This is a genomic window from Acinetobacter brisouii CIP 110357 (assembly GCF_000488275.1).
Taxonomy (GTDB): domain Bacteria; phylum Pseudomonadota; class Gammaproteobacteria; order Pseudomonadales; family Moraxellaceae; genus Acinetobacter; species Acinetobacter brisouii.
The window spans coordinates 1,896,502-1,921,021 of the sequence record NZ_KI530762.1; the positions used below are offsets into that span (position 1 = coordinate 1,896,502).

Sequence of the window (24,520 nt, forward strand, 5' to 3'; positions counted from 1 at the left end):
AGGACATTTTTGTGATTACATGGTTTGATGATTAACCTTTGAGTTTGGTAATGGCTTGATCTAGAGCATTCACTAACCAGTCGATGTCATGTGCTTGAAAAGCCAATGGTGGGCGAAGTTTCAATACATTGCCATAAGGACCCGCCACCGAAGTCAATACACGGTGCGTATTGCGCAATTCTTCAATCAAATCCAAAGCCAAAGTTTTATCAGGTGTTTTGCTGTCACGATCTTTGACCAGTTCAAAACCGATAAACAGACCTGCACCACGTACATCACCAACACATTCGTGCTTGTCCATCAGTTTTGCAAGTTCAGCTTGTAACAATGCACCCACTTTTTGGCTATGTGCTTGCAACTCTTCTTCCTGAATCACTTTCAATACTGCTTGTGCCGCAGCCATCGCAACTGGATTACCACCAAACGTATTGAAATATGGAATCTGGTCACTAAATGCAGCCAAAACATCGCCTTTTGCCAACAACCCAGACACTGGAATACCATTCCCCATTGGTTTACCTGTGGTAATCACATCAGGAACAATGCCATGACGAGCAAAACCCCAAAAAGCATCACCTGTACGGGCAAAACCAGGTTGAACTTCATCGGCAATGAAAATCCCGCCATTGGCATGCACCACATCAACCGCTTTTTTCAAGAAACCGACCGGGTTCGGCATAACACCATCAGACGAGAAAATTGAGTCTGCAAGGAAGCCTGCAAACTTAATCCCGTGCGCGTTCATGTCATCAATTTGCTGTTGGATTTGTGCGGCAAACCAGTCACCCAAATCTTCAGTTTGAATCCGATAATGATCGGGTGCAGGGACTAAACGCGTGGTCGCATCTAACGCCTGACCTGTACCCAGCGCAGGTGAACAACCTGAAGTTAGGCTACTGGTTCCATGGTACGCTTCTTGCGACACAATAATCCCTGTACCGCCGCTATATTCGCGGGCAATCCGAATTGCCAAGTCATTGGCTTCCGAACCTGTACACATATACATGGCACGATCCACTTCGCTTGGCACGGTTTTAAGCAATTCTTCAGTGTAATCCAAAATATTTTCATGCAAATAACGCGTGTGGGTATTGAGCATTTTCATTTGCGCATTGACCGCTTCAATCACCGCAGGGTGACAGTGCCCAATGCTCGCCACATTGTTATACACATCCAGATACTGATTGCCTGCGGCATCCCACAAATACTGCCCTTCACCTCGAACCAAATGCACAGGGTTACGGTAAAAAAGACGATACGAATCACCCAAAATCTTGCTGCGTTTATCAGTAAGTTTACGGGTTTCAGTGTCCAGCGCATCCGCATGTTCAGCACGGAAGCTGTTGGTGTCCATAATGGTTGAGCGTGTATTCATGGGTATTCTCCTAAAACAAGCCTCATGCTGACCGAGGTTAATTTTTCTGCATGTTTTGATCATAATCGGCTTCTTTTAAAAATGCAATAAAATACACAAATACTTTTTTATACACATTTTCGACTCGATTTTCTCCTCAATACTCAGTAAGATGAGCACTAGAAAAACCATGATTGAGAACAGGCATGTTGCAGCAAGAACGCTTACACCGAATTCAGGCGTTACTCAAAAAAATACAACGCATCAGCACCGAACGTGTGATGCAAGAGCTGGATATTTCTCGGGAAACTGCACGGCGTGACATTATTGAACTTGAAGCGTTGGGCGTTGCCAAACGGGTACATGGCGGGATTGTTGCAGTAGATAGTGTCGCGGTTGAAGCTCCGCTCAATGTTCGCCACACCCAAATGGCCAAAGAAAAACGCGCCATTGCACGGGCAGCACTGCAACATTTACACACAGGGCAAACCATCTTTTTAGATGCAGGCAGCACCACTTCAATATTGGCGGAAGAATTACGAACGCTATCAGGGCTGACCATCATCACCAACAGCTTACAGGCAGTATTTAACTTAACCGTTGGATATGAGCATGATGCCCCACAACATGAAATTATTTTACTTGGCGGACGCGTACAGCAGCGCCCACAAACCCAAGGCGATTTGGTGATTTCAGAGATTTATCGTTATCAGGCAGATGTGGCTTTACTCTCACCTGTTGGAATTGAACCTATACATGGTGCAAGCAGTTTCTATAGTGAAGAAGCCAATATCGCCCAAGCCATGGTCAAGCAAGCCAAACAAACCTTTATTTTGGCAGATCAGAGTAAACTCGGCGTGATCAGTCGTGTGCGTTATGCACAAAGTCATGAGGTTTCCATGCTGATTAGCAATCAGGAAGCCAAATCAGAGATTGACCTTGCCAGTTACCAGCAACATTTTCAGCAGATCATTTGGGCTTAAAGGCTTAAAACTGCTGAGTTTTTAGCATAGTAACGGTTTTTATCCAGATACATTTGATGATCGGCACGCTTAAGCATATCTTCCAGAGTTTCATGTGGTTCACTGGTTGCTGTTCCGATTGCGATGCTCATCGGCAAGCTGGCATGGTACTGGTTATCCAAGTGAAATAGTTCTCTCAAAGTCACGACCAGTTTGGCTGCAGCCTGCTGATCTGCGCGTGGCAGCAGCAAAACGAATTCATCACCACCGATACGTGAACCTGAATATGGCGGACTGATTGCCTGTTGCAGAATTTCACCTGTTCGCCGCAAAATATCATCGCCAGCATCATGTCCAAAATCATCATTGACTGTCTTTAAGGCATTAAGATCCAGATAAATTGCAGACACAGGGAAAACTTTGTGTCGGGTTAAACGCTTCAGTTCTTCATGAAAAAATGCCCGATTATACAGTTTGGTCAACACATCATGTTTACCCAGATATTCAAGATAAGACTCCGCTTTTTTACGTGCAGTAATATCCGTCATCGCCAGTTGTACCATTGACCAGTCATGTTCATAGCTTGGAAAAATGGAAAACTGGAGGAGTACATGTCGCTCTGAACCATCCAGTGCATGGTTGACTACTTCACGCTGATGAAACAGATTGCCTTCCCAAAGTTCCAGTAACTGCTCACGAAATGAATTGAGCATTTCTGGGCAACCCAAAACTTTATCAATATTTTCCAGCAGAACGTGTTTATTAGGTGCTAAAAATAAATCTAGTGTTTTCTGATTCACATCAAGTACCCGAATCCCTGCAATACTGTCACTTATGAATTCTGGGTGTACATCCAAAAAAGTCCGTAAATCCTCAATACCAATATATTTCAGATGATCGAGCTTTTTCTTGATCACACTAAAATCCTCCACCCACAATGCCGCAGGTGAATACACAAACCGTGCCTCTGCCAAAGCACGATTTTTAAATTCCTGACGGCGTGCATTTTGATAAGCGGTAATATCTTCCGTTGTGACTAAAATGCGACTTAAATCTTGCTCAGCCTCAGGCAAAATTTGCCCACGCAGTTGAATATCAATCCGTTTTCCAGAAATTGAATAATTGACCTGCTCACTGGCAAAATGCAGATTCCCCTTCCATACGGCAACCAAACCCTCTATTTGTAGGTTGTACATTTCACCGCGAAAAATATCAGATAAATGGGCTGACAAATGTGCAAAATCACGCGCTTCAAATAGCGTTAAGGTTGCCTGATTGACGTCTAAAATTTGAATCTGCTCGACACACTGACGAATACGCTGGGGATCTTGTTGTAAAAAATGACGTAAATCGGTAACGCCCTGTTCACGCCACTGGGCAAACTGCTTTGCAATACCACTCCAGTCTTCAATCCACATGGCAATCGGAGCAAGCTGAAAAATATGGAAAGAATCCATGGCACCAATATGTGGCATAGTTTGTCCTTATTGTTATAAATGTGAAATATATAGCGTTATTTCCTGTAATAGCATAATCACAACATCAAGAAAAACCAAAACTTAGATTTAAATGTAAAAATTATTCAAAAAAAAACCATGCAGTGATGCATGGTTTATAAAATGGTGGCTATGACGAGACTTGAACTTGTGACCCCCGCATTATGAGTGCGGTGCTCTAACCAACTGAGCTACATAGCCAAAAACTGTGCGCGCATTATCTTTACTTTTTGTTACAGCGTCAAGCATTTTTTCAAAAAAATAAGGGAAGTGAGCCTGTAAGCCGGGTTCTGTCGAGGACGATCATTCCTCTAGGCGTACAATCACTCATACGCTCAAGCGACCTACCCGAATCCAGTACGGGCCGTACCTCAGGATTCCTATTTGGTCTTGCTTCTGGTGGGGTTTGCCATGCCGTGAACTGTTACCAGACACGCGGTGCGCTCTTACCGCACCCTTTCACCCTTACCTCACGAATGAGGCGGTCTACTCTCTGCTGCACTTTCCGTCGGCTTGCGCCGCCCAGGCGTTACCTGGCACCCTGCCCTTTGAAGCCCGGACTTTCCTCCCCTGCTTCAGTCACGAAGACCTCCACAGCAGCGACCGTCCAGCTCACTTCGGCGCGTATAGTAGCAAATCTTATTCAGAAATGCTTGCGTTTTTTTGCGCAGTCAGTCGTTGATATTTCTCAAGCAGCTGTTCTTGACTCTCGACATGCTGAGGATCAAGGGGAATACAGTCGACAGGGCAAAATAACTGGCACTGTGGTTGATCATAATGCCCCACACATTCGGTGCATAAATCAGGATTGATCTCGTAAATCAGTTCCCCAAAGAAAATCGCTTCATTGGGGCATACTGGTTCACAAACATCACAGTTAATACATTCTTCAGTAATATATAATGACACGCTACCAACCTTGCTGATGTTTACGTTTAAATGCTTCAACCACATGCTTAGGTACAAATTTGGATACATCGCCATTGAGACGTGCAATTTCACGCACCATGGTGGATGAAATAAAAGAATACTGCTCGGCAGGTGTTAAAAATACGGTTTCAAAGCTGGCATCTAACGTACGGTTCATATTCGCGAGCTGAAACTCGTATTCAAAATCCGAAACTGCACGTAAACCACGCAACACCGCTGTAGCTTTTTGCTCATTAAAAAAATTGACCAACAAGCCATCGAAACCCATAAATTCAACATTATCGAGATGACTCAGCGAGTGCTGTGCCAGTTCCACGCGCTCTTCAAGGGAAAAAAGCGGATTTTTATGATGCCCCACAGCAATCGCAACCACAACTTCGTCAAACATTTTGGCTGCACGCACAACTAAATCAATATGACCTCTGGTAAATGGATCAAACGTCCCCGGGTAAATGATGCGTGATTTCGACATCCTAATCTTCTCTAGTTTCCGCTTTGGTGCAGCTATTCTAGCAAAAAGTTGTTTTTTAGCGAAGGAACTGCTTTGTTTTCTGTAGAAAAGCTTCACCTTGGGAAAAGTTTGCGGCACAATAGATACAGTTTTGGAATGATTTAATTATGGCGAAAGCAACTGTAGTCAAGAAAAATAATGGCGGAACTATTGCACAAAATAAGCGTGCCCGTCATGATTATTTTATCGAAGAAAAATTTGAAGCGGGTCTTTCCCTACAGGGTTGGGAAGTCAAATCCTTGCGTGCTGGGCGTATGAGTCTGGTTGAGAGCTATATTATTTTTAAAAATAATGAAGCGTTTTTATTTGGCGCACAGATTCAGCCACTCTTGTCTGCCTCAACTCATGTCGTACCCGAAGCCACTCGCACTCGCAAACTATTACTGTCACGCCGTGAACTGGAACAGCTCACAGGCGCAGTAAATCAAAAAGGTTACACTTGTGTACCTTTAGCATGTTACTGGAAAGGACATTTGGCGAAACTGGAAATTGCGCTGGTAAAAGGTAAGCAACTCCATGATAAACGCGCTACTGAAAAAGACCGCGACTGGCAACGTGATAAAGCCCGTATTTTTCACCGCTAAACCTGATTCTTTTAAAAGCGAAACCACTAGTTTCGCTTTTTTTATGCCTATAACTACAGCCTCTATGCTGATGCATTTAGCTCGATTTCTGCATTACTTAGCAGTTTTTCTGTATTCCGGTTTTACATTCAGCAGAAACAAAATAAAAATACAAACAATATCAACAACTTAAATTTTTAATTCCATTCTTATCTTATTTTTGGCTTTTTATGCAGTTTTTTACATAAGGTTTGCAATAAGCCTTATTTCTCAACAGCTTTTTTTCTGATTACGGTGTGACGATGCAATCAAGGGGCTTGTCATGTCTACTATTCAGCCAAATGCCAATATTATTCAAAACGATCAAGAAGCGATTAATGCTGCCTATCAATTGGCAGATTTTGCTTTAGAACAACGCAATCTACGTGATCAACAACGCGTTTTACCTACCGATGTCATTCAGCAACTCACTCAAAAAGGGCTGACTGGCATTCGTATTCCCAAAAACTATGGCGGCGCTTTTGTTTCAAATAAAACCTTAAGCCACGTGTTTCGTATCTTGGCGAAAGCCGATGCCAATGTTGGTCAAATTCCACAGAACCAGTTTGGGGTGCTCAATCTGATCGAGATTATGGGCACTGAAAAACAAAAAAAATGGGTTTATCAACAAATCTTGGCAGGTCGATTCTTGGCCAATGCAGGGCCTGAACGACATAGTAAAGACACCAAGACCTTGCATACCACACTCAATCTGGTCAATGGTCAATACGTCCTGACAGGTGAAAAGTTTTATTCGACAGGCAGCAGCTTTGCAGACTTACTGGCAGTCAAGGCACTGCATCCTGAAGGTCATGTGGTGTTGGTCTTGGTTGAAAGACAACAACACGGCGTGGAAGTGATTGATGACTGGAATGGTTTTGGGCAACGTACCACATCCAGTGGCACAGTCAAACTGCATCAGGTACAGGTTGACCCCGAACTGATTTTTGATGAACGTAAGCTTAGTGAAAGTGCAAATTATCGTGGTGCATATTCACAACTGCTACAAGTCTCAATTGATGTCGGAATTGCCGAAGCCGCTTTGCAAGATACGCTCAGTTCGGTACGCAAAGCCCGTCCAATCGTCGATGCTCAGGTGGAACGTGCCAATCAGGAATTATTTACCTTACAGGAAATTGGCAAGCTGGACATTTTACTCAATGCCAGTGTGCTCCTACTCAATAATGCTGCTGAACTCCTCGATGAGCTGGATCAGCTATCCAGTATAAGTGACGCTCAGGCTGCTCAAGCCTCGATTGCCGTTGCCGAAGCCAAAATTTATGCGCATCGTGCCGCACTGACCATTTCCGAAAAACTGTTTGAACTCGGTGGCAGCCGCTCTTCTTTAAGCCAATACAACCTCGACCAGCACTGGCGCAATGCACGCGTGCATACCCTGCATGACCCAGTACGTTGGAAATATCATGCCTTGGGCAATTATTACTTAAACGGCGTTTACCCTGCACGCCACGCATGGATTTAAGGAGAAAATCATGACCTCCTATCAAGATTTTTGGGCGCAGCAGCCACAAGCACATACCACAGCGCATATTATCCGTTCAGATGCCGAAGCTTTGGCAATTGCTCGACAGCTCAGTCAGGAATTTAAGCAACTGGCCGTTGAGCGTGATCAAGAGCGTCGCTTGCCTTTTGAAGAAATTCAGAAATTTAGTCAGTCTGGGTTATGGGCAATCACCGTGCCGAAACAATACGGTGGTGCAGAAGTCTCAAGTTGGACAGTCGCTCAGATTGTGGCGTTATTTAGTGGTGTAGATGGCTCAATCGGGCAAATTCCACAAAACCATTTTTATGCTTTAGAAGTGCTACGCAACACGGGCACAGAACAGCAAAAACAGCAGCTTTACCGTGAAGTCTTACAAGGTGCTCGTTTTGGCAATGCACTTGCCGAATTTAAAACCCGAAATGCAGCCCAGAAACATAGCCAGATTCAGACCGTTGAAGGTGGCTATCTCATTCAGGGTGAAAAGTTTTACTGCACAGGCAGTTTGTTTGCCCATCGTATTCCCACTTTAGTGAAAGATGCGCAAGAACGTGAGTTTTTGGCCTTTGTACCACGACATAGTGAAGGTCTAGAACTGATTGATGACTGGTCAGGTTTTGGACAACGCACCACAGGCAGCGGCACAGTCAAATTTAATCAGGTTTTTGTCGCAAAAGACGATGTGATTCCATTTGATTCGGCATTTACACAACCAACCTTGGTCGGGCCTTTTGCCCAACTGATTCATGCCTCGATTGAAGTCGGGATTGCCCGCGCAGCTTTTGAAGAAACTCTGCAACGCGTCAAGCAAGCCCGCCCGTGGATTGATGCAGGAGTCGACTATGCAAGTCAAGACCCACTGACCTTGTATGAACTGGGTCAAGTTGCAGTCGATGTCAAAGCCAGTGAACTACTCCTGAAACAGGCTGCCTATGCAGTCGATACTGCCAAACCGAAACCGACCGTAGACAATGTTGCCCATGCTTCGATTCAGGTGGCCAAGGTACGTGCGCATAGCACCGATATTGCCCTGTTGGCGTCATCCAAACTGATTGAACTGGCAGGTAGCCGCGGCAGTCAGCGTAATGATGGTCTTGACCTGTACTGGCGTAATGCACGGGTACATACCCTGCACGATGCGGCTCGCTGGAAATATTATTTTATTGGCAATTATGCATTGAACCACATTTTGCCACCGCGCCGAGGAACACTGTAATGTCCAAGCAGATTTTACTGAATGCCTTTGACATGAACAGTGTTGGGCACATCAATCATGGTTTATGGACACATCCACGCGATCAATCCTACCGTTTTGATGAGCTGAGCTACTGGACAGATTTAGCCAAAACCCTTGAAAAAGGCTTGTTTGATGGCTTATTTATTGCCGACATTACAGGGGTTTATGATGTTTATCAGAACAACCTCGATGTGACTTTACGCGAATCGGTACAACTGCCGAGCAATGACCCTGCCACCCTGATTTCTGCAATGGCAAGTGTCACTGAGCATTTGGGGTTTGGCTTAACGGTAAATTTAAGCTATGAACATCCCTATCAACTGGCACGGCGCTTTGCCAGTCTAGACCACCTGACGCGTGGACGAATTGGCTGGAATATCGTCACAGGCTACCTCGACAGTGCCGAACGCCTGATTGGTCAGTCAGAGCTGAAAGATCATGACTTACGTTATGAGCAAGCTGAAGAATTTTTAGAGCTATCTTACAAGTTCTGGCAAGACTCATGGGAAGATGATGCTGTCCTGAAAGACAAGCAGCAACGCATCTTTACCGATCCAAGCAAGGTTCATGCGATTCAGCATCACGGGCGCTTCTTCCAAAGTGAAGGCGTGTTTCAGGTTGCCCCATCTCCGCAGCGCACCCCTGTGTTGTTTCAGGCAGGCGCATCGCCACGTGGCATGCAGTTTGCCACACGCCATGCCGAATGTGTGTTTATCGGTGGTGATCGCCCTGAGAAAATTCGTCAGCAAGTGCAGCGCCTGCGTCAACTGGCACAAGAGCAAGGACGCGATCCTCATTCGATTAAAGTCTTTGTCGGTATTACCGTAGTGACTGCGGCAACATCTGCCGAAGCGCAGGAAAAATTTAAAGAATATCAGCACTACGCCAGCCCTGAAGCAGGTTTGGCACATTATTCCAGTTCGGTTGGCATCGACCTTGCCCAATTTGCCAATGATGAAGCCATTCCTTATCAACACACCAACAGCATTGCTTCGGTCAATCAGAAATTTAAAGAACAGCGCATCACCCCACAGGATTTGAAACAACAGCATGTTTTGGGTGGGCGTTATCCGCTCTTTGTCGGCAGTGGTGCCGAAGTTGCCGAGCAACTGATTGAACTGCTAGATCAAACCGACATTGATGGCTTTAACCTGACCCGCACCATCACCCCCGAATCACATGAAGATTTTATTCAGTATGTGATTCCTGAGTGGCAGCAGCGCGGACGTTACAAAACTGCTTATGCCGATGGCACGTTGCGTCACAAGATTTTTGCACAAGGCAATCAACTGCCTACTCAACATCCTGCACGTCAGGGCAAAACGCAAACACAGACATTATCAAATGCTGTCGCATTCGGCGGCTAAACACACAATTTTGAGATATTTTTCATGGGACAAACACAGACATTATCGGGTAAGAAAATCGCCAGCATTGGCGTAGTGGTAGTTGCCGTTATCGCAGGCTTATTTGCATGGAATCAGCACCGTCAGGCGCAAAGTAAAGAACTGGTGATCGGGATTACCCCTGCTTTTGCCAATACCTTGCAAGTCGCAGCCAATGAAGCCAAGAAACAAGGGCTAAATGTCAAACTGGTGGAGTTTTCCGACTGGAACACCCCGAACATTACCCTGAATCATGGCGATATTGATGCCAACTTTTTCCAGCACCAACCGTTTTTAAATAATGCGATTAAAGAAGGTAAATACGAACTCAAACCTTTTGCCGCGGGCGCTGCATCACGCGTTGGGCTTTATTCGAAAAAATACACGAGCCTTGATGCCTTGCCGAACAAAGCGCGTGTTGCTGTGCCGAATGACCCAGTCAACGAAGGTCGTGCCTTATTGTTATTACAACAAGCCAAACTGATTACCTTAAAAGACCCAAGCAATTATTTATCAAATTTAAAAGATATTGTGGCAAATCCAAAAGACTTACAATTCGTTGAAATGGAAGGCCCACAAACTGCCCGTGCAGTCGATGATGTCGATTTGGCATTCAGCTATCCGCATTATTTAAACCTTGCCAAGACCATCGATCCGAAAAAAGCCTTGCTACTGAATAATCAAGAAGACAAACGCTATGCAATTTTATTTGTAGTACGTAAAGACTATAAAGATGAAGGTGGTCGCTTACAAAAATTTGTCGATATTTATCAACACTCGCCACAAGTCAAAGCATCACTCAATGCAGAAATTGGCTCTGGGCTGTGGTATGCAGGGTGGTAACAATGTCAGGACTATTAAAATCTCGCCCTTTAATTATAAGTTTTGTCGTAGTTTTGGCTATTTTTGGCTTGGCAGGCTATCGGTATATTCAGCAAAAAAATCAGGACAATGTGCTCACCATCGGCATTAGCCCACCCTATAAAGATCTACTTCAAAGCGTTGCAGATGATGTTGAAAAACAAGGCATTCATGTCAAACTGGTCGAATTTTCTGATTGGCAAGCCCCCAATATTGCAGTGCAAAATGGTGATATTGATGCCAACTTTTTTCAGCAAAGTGTTTATCTAAAAAATGCGATTCGCCAAACTCATTTTAATTTACATGCTTTCGCTGTTGGAACTGGTAGCCATGTTGGGCTTTATTCAAAGAAATACCATTCGCTCGCAGAGTTACCTGAACATGCCCGAATTGTCATTCCAAGTGACCCAGTCAATTTGGCTCGCGCATTAATTTTATTAGATAAAGCGAAACTCATTCAGTTAAAAGATGCCAAAAATGAGCTTTCTACCCGACAAGATATTATTTCCAATCCTAAACAATTTCAATTTGTTGAAGTTGAAGGTCCTCAAACTGCACGTGCCATTGATGATGCTGATTTAATTTTTGGTTATCCACATTATTTAAAAATGGCAAAAACAGCAAACCCTAAAGATGCTCTTTTCTTAGATCCAATTGATAAAAAATATGCCATTCTTTTTGTAACACGCGGCGATTATCAAGATAAAAATCAAAAACTTGCCACCTTTGTTCAAACATTCCAACACTCAGCAAAAGTTCAACAAATTTTAGATAAAGATTTTGGTCAAGGTCTCTGGTTTAAAGGTTGGCAATAGGAGATAAGCAATATGGTTAGTTTTGGGACATCGCTCGAATTTAGTACACCGCATATCAAAATTCGCAACCTGAATAAATATTATGCGGGACAAAGCCAACAGGTTCATGCCTTAAAAGACATTCAGCTGGATATTCCGCAAGGGCATATTTTTGGCATTATCGGTAAAAGTGGTGCAGGAAAATCTTCTCTAATACGCAGCCTGAATGGTCTGGAACAGCCATCGAGTGGTCAAATCCTGATTCATCAACAGGATTTGACCCAGCTCAAACATGCCGAGCTGATTCAACTGCGTCAGAAACTCGGCATGATTTTTCAGCATTTCAATTTAATGTCTGCCAAAACCGTTTGGGAAAATGTCGCCTTGCCACTAAAAATTGCAGGCGTTGCCAAAGCCGAAATTGCTTCACGTGTCGATCACGTGCTGGAGTTGGTCGGGCTCAGTGAAAAAGCCGAGCACTACCCTGCCCAACTTTCAGGTGGACAAAAACAGCGTGTCGGCATTGCCCGTGCCTTGGTGCATCAACCTGAAATCTTGCTCTGTGATGAAGCCACTTCAGCACTCGATCCAGAAAGCACCGCAACCATTTTGGCTTTGCTGAAAAAAATCAATCAGGAACTGGGTATTACCATTGTGTTGATTACCCATGAAATGCAGGTCATTCGTGACATTTGCGATGAAGTGGTGGTGATTGATCATGGTGAAATTGTCGAGTCTGGTGCAGTCTGGTCGGTATTTTCCAATCCTCAACAGCAGATTACCCAAGAACTGCTGAACTTGGAACAACTGGATTTTGGTATTGCCTTAACTGCTGATGCCAGCCCTGAACATACCCAAAAAATTCTGCAAATCGAATATGCACACCGTGCCGATCAGGCATTTGACTTTAACCAACTTCTGCAACAGTTTCAGTCACCTATACAGGTTCTGCAAAGCCATATTGATCAGATCCAGCACTATATCGTGGCACGTTTGGTGATTGCAGTTGCCACAGATAGTCAAACACCTGATTTACAAGATTGGCAGCATATTCAGCATTTACAACTCAAGGAGCTTGGTTATGCAAGATCAGCTATTTGATTTATTACTGACAGGCACACTCGACACTTTAGTCATGGTCGGCTTATCGGCACTGATTGCCTTGCTGATCGGTTTACCACTTGCGGTCATCTTGGTCAGCACATCTTCTCAAGGCATTTTTCCTTCCACCAGAATCAATCAACCGATTGGCTGGGTCATCAACATTACCCGTTCTGTGCCTTTCCTGATTTTAATGGTGGCACTGATTCCAATTACCCGCTGGATTGTCGGGACGAGTTACGGTGTTTGGGCAGCGATTGTGCCTTTATCATTGGCAGCTACGCCATTTTTCGCGCGGATTGCTGAAGTGAGTTTAAGAGAAGTCGATCATGGTCTGATTGAAGCTGCGCAAGCTATGGGCTGTAACCATAAGCAGATTATCTGGCATGTGCTGTTGCCTGAAGCTTTACCTGGAATTGTCGCGGGATTTACCGTAACCATTGTCACCATGATTAACTCATCGGCCATTGCAGGCGCGATTGGCGCAGGCGGTTTGGGCGATGTGGCTTATCGTTATGGTTATCAGCGTTTTGATTTACAGATTATGTTTGCGGTGATTGTGGTGTTGGTGATTCTAGTGATGCTGATTCAAGCCACTGGCGATCAACTGGCACGCCAACTGGATAAACGTAAATTGTGATTGACGATTGAATTGATTTTTCAACATACGCTGACTGGATTCACTCTCAAGTCAGCGTTTTTTAATGATTATTTTTTCGATGATTTTTAGCTTTGAATGCTGAAAAAGCAAATTTAGGCTGAATGATTCAGGCGATTCAACATGAGCGCGATATATTCACCAAACCAGATGGCTGTATCCAAATCACCTTGCGGTGGGGTAATTTCGACAGGTGCATTGTTGGATTGGGTCATGAGTCCCAAATGGCTGGCCAAACGGTTTAAATCGGTGTCTTTTTGCCCTGTCGATAACAACGGTAAACCTGTCCAAAGCATGCCATGCTGCATGGCAAACAAGTTAATTTGCTGCAACACAGAAAGTTTGTCACCGCTTAAACCACCCGAATTGGTAAAGCCTGCGGCAAGTTTGCCTTGCCACAAACGGTTAATCCAGCGCTTTGAGGTTGAGTCCATAAACATTTTGAACTGCCCCGTAACACTGCCCATATAAGTCGGACAGCCTAGAACAATGCCATGTGCCTGATCCAGCTTGTCCCAATCCACATGCTCAATCGACATGACATGCGTGGTCACGCCAATTTGCGCTGCGCCTTTGGCAATGTATTGGGCAACTTTTGCGGTATGCCCATACGGGCTGTGGTAAACAATAGCAAGGGATTTAGGCAACGTCGTCATTATTGAGAATCAATAGCAAAAAATCCCGAGCAGTTTAGCATGAATTATTCCTGCATAAACACGAATGTCGCCATACGACCTGTTTTCGCATTGCGGCGATAGGAGAAATAATCATCGGTTTGGGTGTAGGTACATTGATCCCCACCCGACACCAAAGCTACACCATGCTGCTCTAAAATATAACGCGCAATCGCATACAGATCAGCATAATATTTCCCTGCCTGCTCGCCTGCTTTAAAGGCAAACTCTAACGGGTATTTTTCACAAAATGCCTGTTTGACTTCTGCGCCAATCTCAAAACAAGGCTGGCTAATACACGCACCAAGCCATGCCCATGTGGGTTGGGTCTGCATGGTAGCAATGGTATTTTCAATAATTCCGCCTGCCAGACCACGCCAGCCCGCATGCAGATTTGCCACTTCAGTACCATCAGCATTACCTAAAACCACAGGCAAACAGTCTGCGGTCATCATCAAGATCGCATGCCCTTTTTGCTGGGTGACTAAACCATCCCCCACCAACGGCTCAAAGTAGACTTGTTGATTGACTGTGTGGCAAATCGTGCTATGAGTTTGTGTCATCCACGTCAACTTGTTGACGCCATGTGGGGCAAACTCTTTCAATAATGCCATACGATGCTGCTGTACACGCACTGGATCATCCTGCACATGCAATGCCAGATTAAACCCTGACAGTTCGGCACGTTCACTGGAAAGGCTTTCTGGATGCTGAACATGAGTTTGCCCAACATACACACCTTGAGGTAAACCTTGAACAAATTGCATGACTAAATTCTCCGATTGCGGTGTAGCAAATACGACCTGATTAGTAGGCTGCATTTTCTTCGCGTAATACTTGTACCAGATTTTTAAAGTCTTCTGGCCACGGTGCTTCAAAAAGCATTTCTTCTTGCGTGCGTGGATGAATCAAGCCCAGCTTTGCTGCATGTAAGGCTTGACGACGGAAACCACGTAGCGTCTCGGCTAAACGCTCTGAAGCTCCAGCAGGCACACGAACACGACTCATATACACAGAATCGCCCACCAAACTATAGCCAATATAGGTAAAATGCACCCGAATCTGATGAGTACGACCTGTTTCAAGCTGTGCCTGTACACGGGTAAAGTTCTGGAAGCGCTCTTTCACATTATAATGCGTCACGGCATCACGCCCACCAGGCAGCACGGTCATTTTTACACGGTCAACAGGGTGACGTTTAATCGGTTCATCAATCGTGCCACCTGCAATAATGTTGCCATACACCACAAGGTCATAGACACGATAGACTGACTTGTCACCGAGTTGCTTGGTCAATGAAAACTGTGCTTCCAGATTTTTCGCAACTACCAGCAAACCACTGGTGTCTTTATCGATTCGATGTACCAGTCCTGCACGCGACAACTCTGCCGATTTTGGATAGTGATACAGTAAGGCATTGACCAGTGTTCCCGAGCCATTGCCCGCACCAGGATGCACCACCATACCAACGGGTTTATTAATGACAAGAATATCGTCATCTTCATAAACAATATCTAAAGGAATATTTTCAGGCTGGTTGTGCGTTTGTACCTCAAGCTCAACATCAAGCGTGAGCAATTCATGCCCTTCACAGCGATATTTCGGTTTAATTTTGTTACCGTCAACCAGCAGATGCCCATCTTTCATCCATTGTTTGAGTTTTTCTCGTGAAAAATCAGCCCAAACGGTTGCTGCAACCTGATCAATCCGCAGCCCAAGATATTGTTCATCCACCTGAAATTGCAACGATAAATGTGTTGCAGTTACGCTCGAAGTATGATTATCTGCATCCTCAGCATCTTCAAGTAAATTGAAATCTGTTTCAGTGGAATTAGAATGAGAAGATTGTGTTGAAGTCATTTGGCTCATTAAGACAATAATGGTTTAATAATGCCATTGTAGCTCATTGCCCGTATTAACTGAGGAATTTTTATGTCGCTACCACGTTATAAAGTTACTATGCTTGTGCTTTGTTTAGGCATTGCTGGTACATTTGTGGGCTGTAGCAGCAATCCATCAAAAAAAGAAGTTGTCGATCTTGGACCACAAAATAGCGAACAAGCCTACTTTGATTCGGCTGAACAAGCGCTCAATAAAGGTCAATATAATGAAGCGGCAAAAAATCTCCAAGCGATTGATACTTACTTTCCAACAGGCACACATGCTCAAAAAGCGCAGTTGGATTTAATTTATGTCAAATTCCAACAAAAAGACTATCCTGGAGTTGTCACAGCGGCTGATCGCTTTATTCGTTTAAACCCAGACCATCCAAATGTTGCTTATGCTTACTATGCACGTGGCGTTGCCAACATGGAACAAAATTATGATGGTCTTGTGCGTTATACTTCACTTAAGCAGTCACACCGTGATATCAACTACTTAAAATTGGCCTATCAGAACTTTGTTGATTTGATCCGTCGTTTCCCATCTAGCCAATATTCTGTCGATGCTGCACAGCGTATGAAATATATTGGTCAGGAACTGGCAGAACACGAAATGACCGCGGCTCGCTTCAACGTTGAACGTAAAGCATGGGTTGCTGCGATTGAACGTAGTCAATGGGTAGTTGAACATTATCCAAACACGCCACAAATTCCAGAAGCATTAGCAACGATTGCCTACAGCTATAACCAGTTGGGTGATCAGCAAAGCGCTCAGCAATATACCAATGTGCTAAAACTAAATTATCCAAATTTAGTCAAAGCCAATGGCAGTGTGAACCTTGCAGCAGCACGTAAAGAAGGCAGCTGGTGGAACAAGGCGACTTTAGGTATTTTTGGTCGTAGCTCAGAAAACAATGTGCGTGAGCAGAAAGCTAGCCATGATAATGCTACAGAAGAAAAACGTAGCTGGACCAATCGTCTAAGCTTCGGCATGCTCGACAAACCTGAAACAGAAGCGACTGCGACGCCGACTACTGCAACACCTTCGCCAGTGATCGCTTCTGAACCTGTTGCAACGCCTGTTAGCAATTCAAATGAAAAACCAAAACGCAGTTGGACAAACCGCTTAAGTTTTGGCTTGCTCGACAAACCTGAAAGCAACTAATTCAATCACCTCTTAATAAAAGGCAAGCCATATGCTTGCCTTTTATATTTTGTGTACCTTGAAAATTTGTTACACTGGTCAGCCAGCATTGTATTTGTACATCCCTGATTATGGCGATTCCACAACAGACCATTGACCAAATTCTTGACCGTACAGATCTCGTCGATCTGATCAGTCAACGTGTCAAACTAAAAAAAACGGGACGTACATACTCTGGCTGTTGCCCATTTCATCAGGAAAAAAGCCCGTCTTTTCACGTCTATAGAGACAAACAGTATTATCATTGCTTTGGTTGCCAAGCTAATGGGAATGCCATTAAATTCTTAATGGACATCGACAACCGCAGTTTTATCGATGTCATGAAAGACTTAGCCAGTCAGACAGGCATCGAACTTCCGAAAGACAATCAGGATAGTAAAAAACTTACCTATAAAAAAACAATTACGCCAGCACCAAGCATCAGTACTCCACCTGTTGCTCCCGCACCTACACCAGACCATATTCAGGACTTTGAACCCTACCCATTCCCACAGGATGATCCGTTTTTATTTGCAGACCAGCAGTTTACCGAGATTACCCAAGAAGGGAATTTGTATGATTTACTGGAAAATATTACCCAGTTTTATCAGCAGCAACTCCCCAAAAGTGCCTCTGCACAACGTTATTTTAAACAGCGCGGTTTAAGTCCTACAACCATTCAAGACTGGCGTTTGGGTTATGCACCCGAAGACTGGCAGCATCTGGAACAAGCATTTCCTCAAGATATTGATGGTTTAAAACAACTCGGTCTGATTCGCACCAGTGACAGCGGACGAGACTTTGACTTATTGCGTGATCGGGTGATTTTCCCGATTCGTGATCCGAAAGGTCGTGTTGTCGGTTTTGGTGGTCGTGCGCTAAATGATGAAATTAAACCCAAATACATCAACTCACCTGATTCTGAAGTCTTCCATAAAAACCAGTTGCTCTATGGGCTGTATGAAGGCACCAAATTTAAAGCCCAAGACTGGCTATTGGTCGAAGGTTATATGGATGTAATTGCCTTACATCAGGCAGGTATACATGGTGCCGTCGCGACACTCGGAACCGCCAGTAACACCGAACACCTCAACATTTTATTCAAACGCAATCATCGGATTACCATCGCTTTTGACGGCGATAGCGCAGGACAAAAAGCTGCACAGCGCACCTTAGAAATAGCCCTGCCCCTTCTCAATGATGGTCGCGAACTGAAATTCTTTATTTTACCCAATGACCATGACCCTGACTCTTTAATTCGCCAAGAAGGTGTAGAGAAATTCCAGCAGCTCTGGCAACAAGCACCGTTGCTGTCTGATTTTTTATTTGCTCTGCTGACCCAGCAGCACGATGTCAGTACACCCGAAGGAAAAAGTCAGGTGATGGGCGAACTGAAAAATATGACGCAATTACTGCCACCACAAGGCTCTTATCGTTATTTGCTCAATCAGGCTTTTCGGGAAAAACTGGGGCTAGGTAAACGCTTCACTCCTAAAATCAGCCATGATGCTTCACTCTCTTTCAATATTCGCACGCGTGATGAAGACTTTGCAGTTGCCTTGCTCATGAGTAATCCGTTTTTATATACACACTTTGAGCAATTACGCGCCTATATTCAGCAAGATGACTTATTGGCAGAAATTCTAGCGGTTCTCGATCAGGTCTTTGACAAACTGCCTGAAGATCAGGAGCGCGCAATTTATTATGTTTTAGGCGCTTGCTATGCGTATCGAAATGAAATTGCCGAATTATTACAACGCACCAACGTTTTAGATATTTTAAATTCGCCAGAACAGGCTTTTAATTTTGCCAAAGAAAATGCTTTAGCTTTACAAGAAAAGTTGCTGCGACAGCGTATGAAACGCCCTGCATCATTACAGGAATCGCAAAATTTACGAATGCAACTCAATGAACTGACCAAGAAAATCAGTTTAAGATTATTACACTAATCAAAACAGCAGGTGGAATTTATCTCACCTGCTTTGCATCACAACAATTAATTAAAAAATAAATGCTGATAAGCAGATTGAAAACACTTATGTACGCCAAGCTGCTGTAATTGTTGCTGGCGTGTCTGGGCATTTTCAAATTCACCATCAAAGACCCCAATCGAGATACTTTTTAAATCAGGGCAATACTGTGCAATTTGGCGCTTACCAAACTGCCACGGATGTAAACATACCTGTGGTAACCGAATATGTGACGATGCAGAACTCATACGATATTTCATGTCAATCTCCTACCGCTAAAAATGAAATGCGAGCAGTGAAAATCAACCAATATCCTTTTCGGAGATTTTACAGCGGAGACAGTATAATGCTTCTAAAGCCTAATAGAACAATGTTAAAATTTCTCAGTATCAGTTAAAAAATACACGACTTGACAACCAAGTACGCGTTAATCTTTTGAAGAATAATCATTATTTTTTTAATATCTGAATGGTTTCAAGCAAATGACTTTATAGTCATCAAATCTAAAATATTGCACACTCACGATGCAGAACACAAAAAACTAACTTTTGGGTTTTCGGCGATGCTGCAACACACGGTGTAAATGATCTTGAATCCATTCCAAATATTCAGGATCTTCAGTTTGAGCAGCTTCACGCAACAACATAGAGGTCGGGTGAAGTAGTTTATGTGTTAAACGATGTGCAAGTTCCTGAATCACTTTTTCAGGTGTTTCACCTTCTTTTAAGCATTGCAAAGCATGCTCAACTTCCTCTTGTTGCATCTGCTGTCCAGCTTCACGATAAGCACAAATTGAATGCCCTGCTTGCTTGACTTTTTCTTGAGTAAGTAACTGAGTTGCCAGCTGATTGACCATGACTTCAGCTTCAACCGCCGCTTGACGGCGCTGAGCCAGATTTTCATCAATCACGCTTTGTAAATCATCAACACCGTATAAATACACACCATCCAAACTTTCAACTTTTGGGTCTATATCGCGAGGAACAGCCAAATCCACCAGCAACATTTGCTGATAACGGCGCTTCTTTAAGGCTGCTTTGACATCCTGATAAGCAATGACTTGATGCAAACTGCCTGTACAGCTTGAAATCACATCGGCACGATGCAAATGCTGTGACAGTTCTTCAAATGGAATAATTTCAACTTCTACAAATGGTGTAATTTCATTGGCGAGCTTTTCAGCACGCTCGCGACCGCGGTTACAGATCAGGATTTTTGCCACACCTAGATCTGCCATATGCTTTGCAACAAGGCTGTTCATTTCCCCTGCTGCAACCATGAGCACCACCAGTTTTTCAGGATGGCTAAAAACTTGCTGTGCTAACTGAGCTACAGCATACCCCATAGATACAGCATGACTGCCGACGGCGGTTTCTGAGCGCACACGTTTAGCAGCATAGAACGCATATTCGAAGACACGGTTTAAATTTCCCGACACCGTGCCCGATTCTTTAGCTAGCGACAATGCCGATTTTACCTGCCCCAAAATTTGGGGTTCACCAAGCATCAGTGAATCAAGGCCGCTCGCAACCCGCATCAGGTGAGAAACTGCCTGAATATCCTCATAGCGATATACATGATTAAACAATTGGTTAACATCAATACCATTGGCTTGAGCGAGCCAATTTAATAGCATATCTGCTTCATCAGTCATCGCATAGACTTCTGTACGATTACAGGTTGACACCACCACTAAGTCATTGAATTGACTCTGATGACTTTGTTCAGTCAATAAAGTACGCAGTCGTTCTGCATTGAACGCAACACGTTCACGCAACTCAACTGAGGCTGTTTGATGGTTGACACCTAAAGCAATGAACGCCATGTCAGATCATCATTTCACTAAAATTATGCATGTGTTATTGTGCATCATCGGTGTCATAATAAGCATAAATATTTGGATAAAGAAATTTTGCAGCAAACAATTCGCCAACAATCATGTATGTTGATACGACGCTATTCTAGCACAATCTTATTGCTAGGAAGCATCACCTTATGTGCCTATAATTACACTTACGCGCAAAATACAGTGGCACACTATAATCCACTTCCGTTACAACAAACCATGATTGCAGAATTTGCTTTGCAATATCAACAAACTGCCACAGCATTACACAACTATACAGTTCTGGCAATTCATAACAGTTCCACCGCAGTTAAACAACGTGCGCTCGACATCGCGCTTGATGAAAATGACTTGCCCTCTGCACTCGATATTGCGACACACTGGGTCAATCAAGACCCAACAGATGTACCTGCTCTATTCTATTTAGCACACATTGCACTAAAAACACATAAATATGAGTTAACAGCTCAAACACTTGATAAAATTTTAAACATCGACCCCGATGCCGATCTGGCTGAAATTGTTGCGGGGATTGCACCAGATTCACAAGAAGATCGAACCACGTTGCTCAAAACTTTACGCAGTAGTAAAGCCCGAAGTAATCCATCCATTTTGGTCATGATTGCAAGCTTGGAAGCTCAAGATAACCAATTAGATCAAGCGTTAAAAGACATCCAGCGTGCTTTGCGTAAACGCCAAAATGTCACCAGTTTTATTTTACTTAAAGCAAATATCCTGGATGCATCGGGTAATCAGGATGCCACCATAAAATGGTATGCGAAATCGAGTCGTCAGCATCCTTACAATCTGGAAGTACGTCTTGCTGAAGCAAAATATCTAATCAAGATTGGTCAATCTGAACTTGGCTTAAAAAAGCTTGAAAGTGTTATTCGTAAATGGCCTTCTGCCGATGAACCTATTTTTATTGCAGGCTTAACCAGTATTGACTTAAAACGTTATGATCAAGCTGAAGGTTTCTTATTGCAACTTAAAAATTCTTCACAATATCAAAATGATGCATATTATTACCTCGCGATTAATGCTGAGCGTAAACAGCATTATGAAACGGCAAAAGCCTATTATCGCCTAGTCGATGGCAGCCTATACACGGTATCACGCCGAAGCCTCGTCACCATTTATGATAAAGAAAATAAGCTCAGCGATGCATTACGCTTTTTGACACAAGAACGAGTCAATTATCCGCAACACGCCAGTTTTTTATATCAACTGCAAGCAGAAATCCTGAAGAAACTTAACCATAAACTGGCAGCGATTGAACTGCTCGATGAAGCAATTCACAATTTGCCCGATGATCCTGATTTGATTTACGCACAAGTCTTATTGCTTGATCCTTATCAGGATAAAGACCGTTTAGAACAAGATTTAAACAAGTTACTGAGTATTGAACCCAATAGCCCTACATATCTGAATGCCTATGCCTATACACTGGCATTACAAAACCGCCGCTTGGGCGATGCACGCAAATATGTCGAACATGCTTTGGAGTACGCACCCGATCAAGCCTCCATTCTCGACACTTATGGCCTCATTACCTTTTTACAAAATGATCTTGCCACTGCGATCCCTGCCTTAGAAAATGCCTACCTGCTCAATGAAAATGTAGGTACAGGCGTTCGCCTAGCCAAGGCATTATATTTACGAGGGAACATGCAGAAATTTGCAGATTTGCTACAAGAACTCAAACAAAAACATCCGAACAATCCACAAGTAATTCAATTAAATTCCTTGTTATTATCACAACAGCAAAAAATGAGTTTAGTTCACCATGCATCTGTTCACTAAAATTGGTTTAGGACTACTGACTAGCAGTAGTTTAATTTTGACAGGCTGTCAGCAGTACAGAAAGCCCCAAGCGATGACCAATCAGCTGCCTACAACCAATACAATCGCACCGATACAAGAAACCAATTTTTCTCTGCAAGGTAAAATTGGAGTGCGTACACCAAAACAATCTGGCAGTGCTTTTTTTACATGGGAACAACAGCAGGACAATTTTAACATTGAGCTAAGTGGCGCACTGGGTATGGGCAAAACCCATATTCAAGGAATACCAGGACAAGTCACCCTCAATAGTGCAAAAACAGGCTTGATTCATGCAGAAACACCAGAAGAGCTTTTAGAAAAAGCGACCGGCTGGCAAGCTCCTATTACCGATTTGGTTCACTGGATTTTAGCGCAGCCCGCAACAGCTTCAGTTCAAATCGAAAAAGACCGACAGCAGCGCCCAACTCAATTTATTGAAGATGGCTGGATTGTCCATCTCAGTTACAACAACGCTGCAACCCTACCTAACAAATTAATTTTAAAACAACAGCTTGATGATGGTCAGGAAAATCGTATTACAATGATCATTCAAGACCGCTAACTAGATTCCAATTTATGATTCGCGTTCCTTCCCCAGCAAAACTTAATCTTTTTTTACATATCACTGGTCGACGAGCTGATGGTTACCATGAATTGCAAACCATTTTCCAACTCATCGATTTATATGACTGGCTTGAGTTTGAACCTAATGGTAATCAAAACATTTGCCTCGACGGGTTATCCAATGTTGAACAAACAGACAATCTGATTTTCAAGGCTGCTGAAAAACTCAAGCCTTTTGCTCAGCGCTTTTGTGGATTAAATATCCATTTAGACAAGCATATTCCTATGGGTGCAGGTCTAGGTGGTGGTTCATCCAACGCAGCAACGACGCTTTTGGTACTCAATCAGCTTTGGCAATGTAGCTTAAATATCCAGCAACTGGCAGAAATTGGGCAAAGCTTAGGTGCCGATGTACCTGTCTTTGTCTATGGTCACAATGCATGGGCAGAAGGCATCGGTGAACAAATTACATTCATCAATTTGCCTAAAAAACAGTTCATTGTGCTTAAACCTGATTGTTTTATCAGCACTCAACTGCTTTTTTCACAAAAAACATTGACAAGAGATTCCAAGACCTCTAAATTTTGCGCCTATCAGCGAAAGCCATCGGATTTCGGAAATAACTTTGAGCCAATCGCAAGAAGCCTATATCCAGAAGTTAATGAAGCAATGCAATATCTCGATCAGTTCGGCATTGCAAAGCTTACAGGAACAGGTGCCTGTGTTTTTGTTGAAGTAACTCCTGATATGCAAACAGAGCAGATTGTTCGCAATGCACCATGTAATGCTTACTTGGTACAAAGCTTGGATAAATCTCCTTTGTGTGACATACAGGTAGTGCTATAGGGGCGTCGCCAAGTGGTAAGGCAGCGGGTTTTGATCTCGCCATCCGTTGGTTCGAATCCAGCCGCCCCTGCCATTGCAATCATCGAATTTAGGGGCGTCGCCAAGTGGTAAGGCAGCGGGTTTTGATCTCGCCATCCGTTGGTTCGAATCCAGCCGCCCCTGCCATTGTTTGAAAAGACAGAAATTAAAGCCAAAGCTCTTGTCATTTTTCCTTGACAAAACAGAGTAAAAACTTTAAAGTTCTGCCACATATTAGGGGCGTCGCCAAGTGGTAAGGCAGCGGGTTTTGATCTCGCCATCCGTTGGTTCGAATCCAGCCGCCCCTGCCAGATTCTTCT

The 24,520-nt window shown here is 43.7% G+C and carries 23 protein-coding genes, 4 tRNA genes and 1 other RNA gene; 17 read left to right on the forward strand and 11 right to left on the reverse strand.

Annotated features, from left to right (window positions below; translation table 11 throughout):
• Nucleotides 1–31 precede the first annotated feature (31 nt).
• Complete coding sequence (locus P255_RS09115; RefSeq protein ID WP_004900058.1) at nt 32–1,375, reverse strand: aspartate aminotransferase family protein; 1,344 nt, start codon at nt 1,373–1,375, stop codon at nt 32–34.
• Nucleotides 1,376–1,560: 185 nt separating this feature from the next.
• Between P255_RS09115 and P255_RS09120 the strand changes: the two genes are divergently transcribed.
• Complete coding sequence (locus P255_RS09120; RefSeq protein WP_004900056.1) at nt 1,561–2,337, forward strand: DeoR/GlpR family DNA-binding transcription regulator; 777 nt, start codon at nt 1,561–1,563, stop codon at nt 2,335–2,337.
• Here P255_RS09120 and P255_RS09125 read toward each other — a convergent pair.
• The 5 genes from P255_RS09125 to coaD all read right to left on the reverse strand — a co-directional run bounded on the left by P255_RS09125 (nt 2,334) and on the right by coaD (nt 5,214).
• Entirely contained in the window at nt 2,334–3,791 is a 1,458-nt protein-coding gene (locus P255_RS09125) for a sensor domain-containing diguanylate cyclase (RefSeq protein ID WP_004900052.1), read from the reverse strand. The genes P255_RS09120 and P255_RS09125 overlap by 4 nt on opposite strands.
• A 145-nt stretch (nt 3,792–3,936) precedes the next feature.
• Nucleotides 3,937–4,013 (reverse strand) — tRNA-Met (locus P255_RS09130).
• A 62-nt stretch (nt 4,014–4,075) separates the two neighbouring features.
• An RNA gene (rnpB, locus tag P255_RS15080) (RNase P RNA component class A) lies at nt 4,076–4,431 on the reverse strand.
• Between the two features lie 20 nt (nt 4,432–4,451).
• A complete protein-coding gene (locus tag P255_RS09135) occupies nt 4,452–4,721 on the reverse strand; it encodes a YfhL family 4Fe-4S dicluster ferredoxin (RefSeq protein WP_004900047.1) in 270 nt (89 codons plus the stop codon).
• Between the two features lies 1 nt (nt 4,722).
• Nucleotides 4,723–5,214: a pantetheine-phosphate adenylyltransferase gene (gene coaD, locus P255_RS09140; protein WP_004900045.1), complete on the reverse strand. Its 492-nt coding sequence runs from the start codon at nt 5,212–5,214 to the stop codon at nt 4,723–4,725.
• A 146-nt stretch (nt 5,215–5,360) separates the two neighbouring features.
• Between coaD and smpB the strand changes: the two genes are divergently transcribed.
• The 8 genes from smpB (at nt 5,361) to P255_RS09180 (ending at nt 13,374) form a co-directional block, all read left to right on the forward strand.
• Nucleotides 5,361–5,837, forward strand: coding sequence for an SsrA-binding protein SmpB (gene smpB, locus P255_RS09145; protein WP_004751126.1), 477 nt, complete (start codon nt 5,361–5,363; stop codon nt 5,835–5,837).
• 301 nt (nt 5,838–6,138) lie between these two features.
• Entirely contained in the window at nt 6,139–7,338 is a 1,200-nt protein-coding gene (locus P255_RS09150; RefSeq protein WP_004900044.1) for an SfnB family sulfur acquisition oxidoreductase, read from the forward strand.
• 10 nt (nt 7,339–7,348) lie between these two features.
• Nucleotides 7,349–8,572 (forward strand): SfnB family sulfur acquisition oxidoreductase, encoded by a 1,224-nt coding sequence (locus P255_RS09155; RefSeq protein WP_004900040.1) that lies wholly within the window; start codon nt 7,349–7,351, stop codon nt 8,570–8,572.
• Nucleotides 8,572–9,960 (forward strand): LLM class flavin-dependent oxidoreductase, encoded by a 1,389-nt coding sequence (locus tag P255_RS09160; RefSeq protein WP_004900039.1) that lies wholly within the window; start codon nt 8,572–8,574, stop codon nt 9,958–9,960. Before P255_RS09155 ends, P255_RS09160 begins: the two co-directional genes overlap by 1 nt.
• 24 nt (nt 9,961–9,984) lie before the next feature.
• The gene (locus P255_RS09165) at nt 9,985–10,821 is read left to right on the forward strand and encodes a MetQ/NlpA family ABC transporter substrate-binding protein (protein ID WP_004900036.1); all 837 of its coding nucleotides are present in this window, start codon (nt 9,985–9,987) and stop codon (nt 10,819–10,821) included.
• A gap of 2 nt (nt 10,822–10,823) precedes the next feature.
• Nucleotides 10,824–11,654, forward strand: coding sequence for a MetQ/NlpA family ABC transporter substrate-binding protein (locus tag P255_RS09170; RefSeq protein WP_004900034.1), 831 nt, complete (start codon nt 10,824–10,826; stop codon nt 11,652–11,654).
• Nucleotides 11,655–11,666: 12 nt separating this feature from the next.
• The gene (locus tag P255_RS09175) at nt 11,667–12,734 is read left to right on the forward strand and encodes a methionine ABC transporter ATP-binding protein (protein WP_004900032.1); all 1,068 of its coding nucleotides are present in this window, start codon (nt 11,667–11,669) and stop codon (nt 12,732–12,734) included.
• Nucleotides 12,715–13,374 carry a methionine ABC transporter permease gene (locus tag P255_RS09180; protein ID WP_004900028.1) on the forward strand — a complete coding sequence of 220 codons (660 nt, stop codon included), beginning with the start codon at nt 12,715–12,717 and terminating at the stop codon, nt 13,372–13,374. Before P255_RS09175 ends, P255_RS09180 begins: the two co-directional genes overlap by 20 nt.
• Nucleotides 13,375–13,487: 113 nt before the next feature.
• Here P255_RS09180 and P255_RS09185 read toward each other — a convergent pair whose 3' ends face one another.
• From P255_RS09185 to rluD, 3 genes are read right to left on the reverse strand one after another with little or no spacing between them, the layout of a single operon-like run.
• Nucleotides 13,488–14,048 (reverse strand): flavodoxin family protein, encoded by a 561-nt coding sequence (locus tag P255_RS09185; RefSeq protein ID WP_004900025.1) that lies wholly within the window; start codon nt 14,046–14,048, stop codon nt 13,488–13,490.
• A gap of 44 nt (nt 14,049–14,092) precedes the next feature.
• Nucleotides 14,093–14,833: a peptidoglycan editing factor PgeF gene (gene pgeF / locus P255_RS09190; protein ID WP_004900023.1), complete on the reverse strand. Its 741-nt coding sequence runs from the start codon at nt 14,831–14,833 to the stop codon at nt 14,093–14,095.
• A 40-nt stretch (nt 14,834–14,873) separates the two neighbouring features.
• On the reverse strand, nt 14,874–15,926 hold the full coding sequence (gene rluD, locus P255_RS09195) for a 23S rRNA pseudouridine(1911/1915/1917) synthase RluD (RefSeq protein ID WP_035365153.1): 1,053 nt from the start codon (nt 15,924–15,926) through the stop codon (nt 14,874–14,876).
• A 72-nt stretch (nt 15,927–15,998) separates the two neighbouring features.
• On the opposite strand from rluD, the gene P255_RS09200 reads away from it, so the two are divergent.
• On the forward strand, nt 15,999–17,114 hold the full coding sequence (locus tag P255_RS09200) for an outer membrane protein assembly factor BamD (RefSeq protein ID WP_004900018.1): 1,116 nt from the start codon (nt 15,999–16,001) through the stop codon (nt 17,112–17,114).
• Nucleotides 17,115–17,224: 110 nt separating this feature from the next.
• Complete coding sequence (locus P255_RS09205; RefSeq protein WP_004900013.1) at nt 17,225–19,081, forward strand: DNA primase; 1,857 nt, start codon at nt 17,225–17,227, stop codon at nt 19,079–19,081.
• A gap of 47 nt (nt 19,082–19,128) precedes the next feature.
• Here P255_RS09205 and P255_RS09210 read toward each other — a convergent pair whose 3' ends face one another.
• Nucleotides 19,129–19,362 (reverse strand): hypothetical protein, encoded by a 234-nt coding sequence (locus tag P255_RS09210; RefSeq protein ID WP_004900008.1) that lies wholly within the window; start codon nt 19,360–19,362, stop codon nt 19,129–19,131.
• 281 nt (nt 19,363–19,643) lie between these two features.
• Nucleotides 19,644–20,927 (reverse strand): glutamyl-tRNA reductase, encoded by a 1,284-nt coding sequence (hemA, locus tag P255_RS09215; protein WP_004900005.1) that lies wholly within the window; start codon nt 20,925–20,927, stop codon nt 19,644–19,646.
• Nucleotides 20,928–21,044: 117 nt separating this feature from the next.
• Here hemA and P255_RS09220 point away from each other — a divergent pair, with 117 nt between their 5' ends.
• From P255_RS09220 to P255_RS09245, 6 genes are all read left to right on the forward strand, one after another.
• On the forward strand, nt 21,045–22,751 hold the full coding sequence (locus P255_RS09220; RefSeq protein ID WP_035365155.1) for a tetratricopeptide repeat protein: 1,707 nt from the start codon (nt 21,045–21,047) through the stop codon (nt 22,749–22,751).
• Complete coding sequence (lolB, locus tag P255_RS09225) at nt 22,735–23,334, forward strand: lipoprotein insertase outer membrane protein LolB (protein ID WP_004900000.1); 600 nt, start codon at nt 22,735–22,737, stop codon at nt 23,332–23,334. Before P255_RS09220 ends, lolB begins: the two co-directional genes overlap by 17 nt.
• A gap of 14 nt (nt 23,335–23,348) precedes the next feature.
• Entirely contained in the window at nt 23,349–24,182 is an 834-nt protein-coding gene (ispE, locus tag P255_RS09230) for a 4-(cytidine 5'-diphospho)-2-C-methyl-D-erythritol kinase (RefSeq protein ID WP_004899996.1), read from the forward strand.
• A tRNA-Gln gene (locus P255_RS09235) sits at nt 24,181–24,255 on the forward strand. The genes ispE and P255_RS09235 overlap by 2 nt, the downstream gene beginning before the upstream one ends.
• A 17-nt stretch (nt 24,256–24,272) precedes the next feature.
• Nucleotides 24,273–24,347, forward strand: a tRNA-Gln gene (locus P255_RS09240).
• A gap of 89 nt (nt 24,348–24,436) precedes the next feature.
• Nucleotides 24,437–24,511: transfer RNA gene (locus tag P255_RS09245), tRNA-Gln, on the forward strand.
• The last annotated feature ends 9 nt before the right edge of the window (nt 24,512–24,520 follow it).

Bases quoted from the DNA above. Each gene is read 5' to 3' on its own strand.
- P255_RS09115 (WP_004900058.1), bottom strand. From the start codon at position 1,375: ATGAATACACGCTCAACCATTATGGACACCAACAGCTTCCGTGCTGAA.
- P255_RS09120 (WP_004900056.1), top strand. From the start codon at position 1,561: ATGTTGCAGCAAGAACGCTTACACCGAATTCAGGCGTTACTCAAAAAA.
- P255_RS09125 (WP_004900052.1), bottom strand. From the start codon at position 3,791: ATGCCACATATTGGTGCCATGGATTCTTTCCATATTTTTCAGCTTGCT.
- coaD (WP_004900045.1), bottom strand. From the start codon at position 5,214: ATGTCGAAATCACGCATCATTTACCCGGGGACGTTTGATCCATTTACC.
- smpB (WP_004751126.1), top strand. From the start codon at position 5,361: ATGGCGAAAGCAACTGTAGTCAAGAAAAATAATGGCGGAACTATTGCA.
- P255_RS09150 (WP_004900044.1), top strand. From the start codon at position 6,139: ATGTCTACTATTCAGCCAAATGCCAATATTATTCAAAACGATCAAGAA.
- P255_RS09155 (WP_004900040.1), top strand. From the start codon at position 7,349: ATGACCTCCTATCAAGATTTTTGGGCGCAGCAGCCACAAGCACATACC.
- P255_RS09160 (WP_004900039.1), top strand. From the start codon at position 8,572: ATGTCCAAGCAGATTTTACTGAATGCCTTTGACATGAACAGTGTTGGG.
- P255_RS09165 (WP_004900036.1), top strand. From the start codon at position 9,985: ATGGGACAAACACAGACATTATCGGGTAAGAAAATCGCCAGCATTGGC.
- P255_RS09170 (WP_004900034.1), top strand. From the start codon at position 10,824: ATGTCAGGACTATTAAAATCTCGCCCTTTAATTATAAGTTTTGTCGTA.
- P255_RS09175 (WP_004900032.1), top strand. From the start codon at position 11,667: ATGGTTAGTTTTGGGACATCGCTCGAATTTAGTACACCGCATATCAAA.
- P255_RS09180 (WP_004900028.1), top strand. From the start codon at position 12,715: ATGCAAGATCAGCTATTTGATTTATTACTGACAGGCACACTCGACACT.
- P255_RS09185 (WP_004900025.1), bottom strand. From the start codon at position 14,048: ATGACGACGTTGCCTAAATCCCTTGCTATTGTTTACCACAGCCCGTAT.
- pgeF (WP_004900023.1), bottom strand. From the start codon at position 14,833: ATGCAATTTGTTCAAGGTTTACCTCAAGGTGTGTATGTTGGGCAAACT.
- rluD (WP_035365153.1), bottom strand. From the start codon at position 15,926: ATGACTTCAACACAATCTTCTCATTCTAATTCCACTGAAACAGATTTC.
- P255_RS09200 (WP_004900018.1), top strand. From the start codon at position 15,999: ATGTCGCTACCACGTTATAAAGTTACTATGCTTGTGCTTTGTTTAGGC.
- P255_RS09205 (WP_004900013.1), top strand. From the start codon at position 17,225: ATGGCGATTCCACAACAGACCATTGACCAAATTCTTGACCGTACAGAT.
- P255_RS09210 (WP_004900008.1), bottom strand. From the start codon at position 19,362: ATGAAATATCGTATGAGTTCTGCATCGTCACATATTCGGTTACCACAG.
- hemA (WP_004900005.1), bottom strand. From the start codon at position 20,927: ATGGCGTTCATTGCTTTAGGTGTCAACCATCAAACAGCCTCAGTTGAG.
- P255_RS09220 (WP_035365155.1), top strand. From the start codon at position 21,045: ATGTTGATACGACGCTATTCTAGCACAATCTTATTGCTAGGAAGCATC.
- lolB (WP_004900000.1), top strand. From the start codon at position 22,735: ATGCATCTGTTCACTAAAATTGGTTTAGGACTACTGACTAGCAGTAGT.
- ispE (WP_004899996.1), top strand. From the start codon at position 23,349: ATGATTCGCGTTCCTTCCCCAGCAAAACTTAATCTTTTTTTACATATC.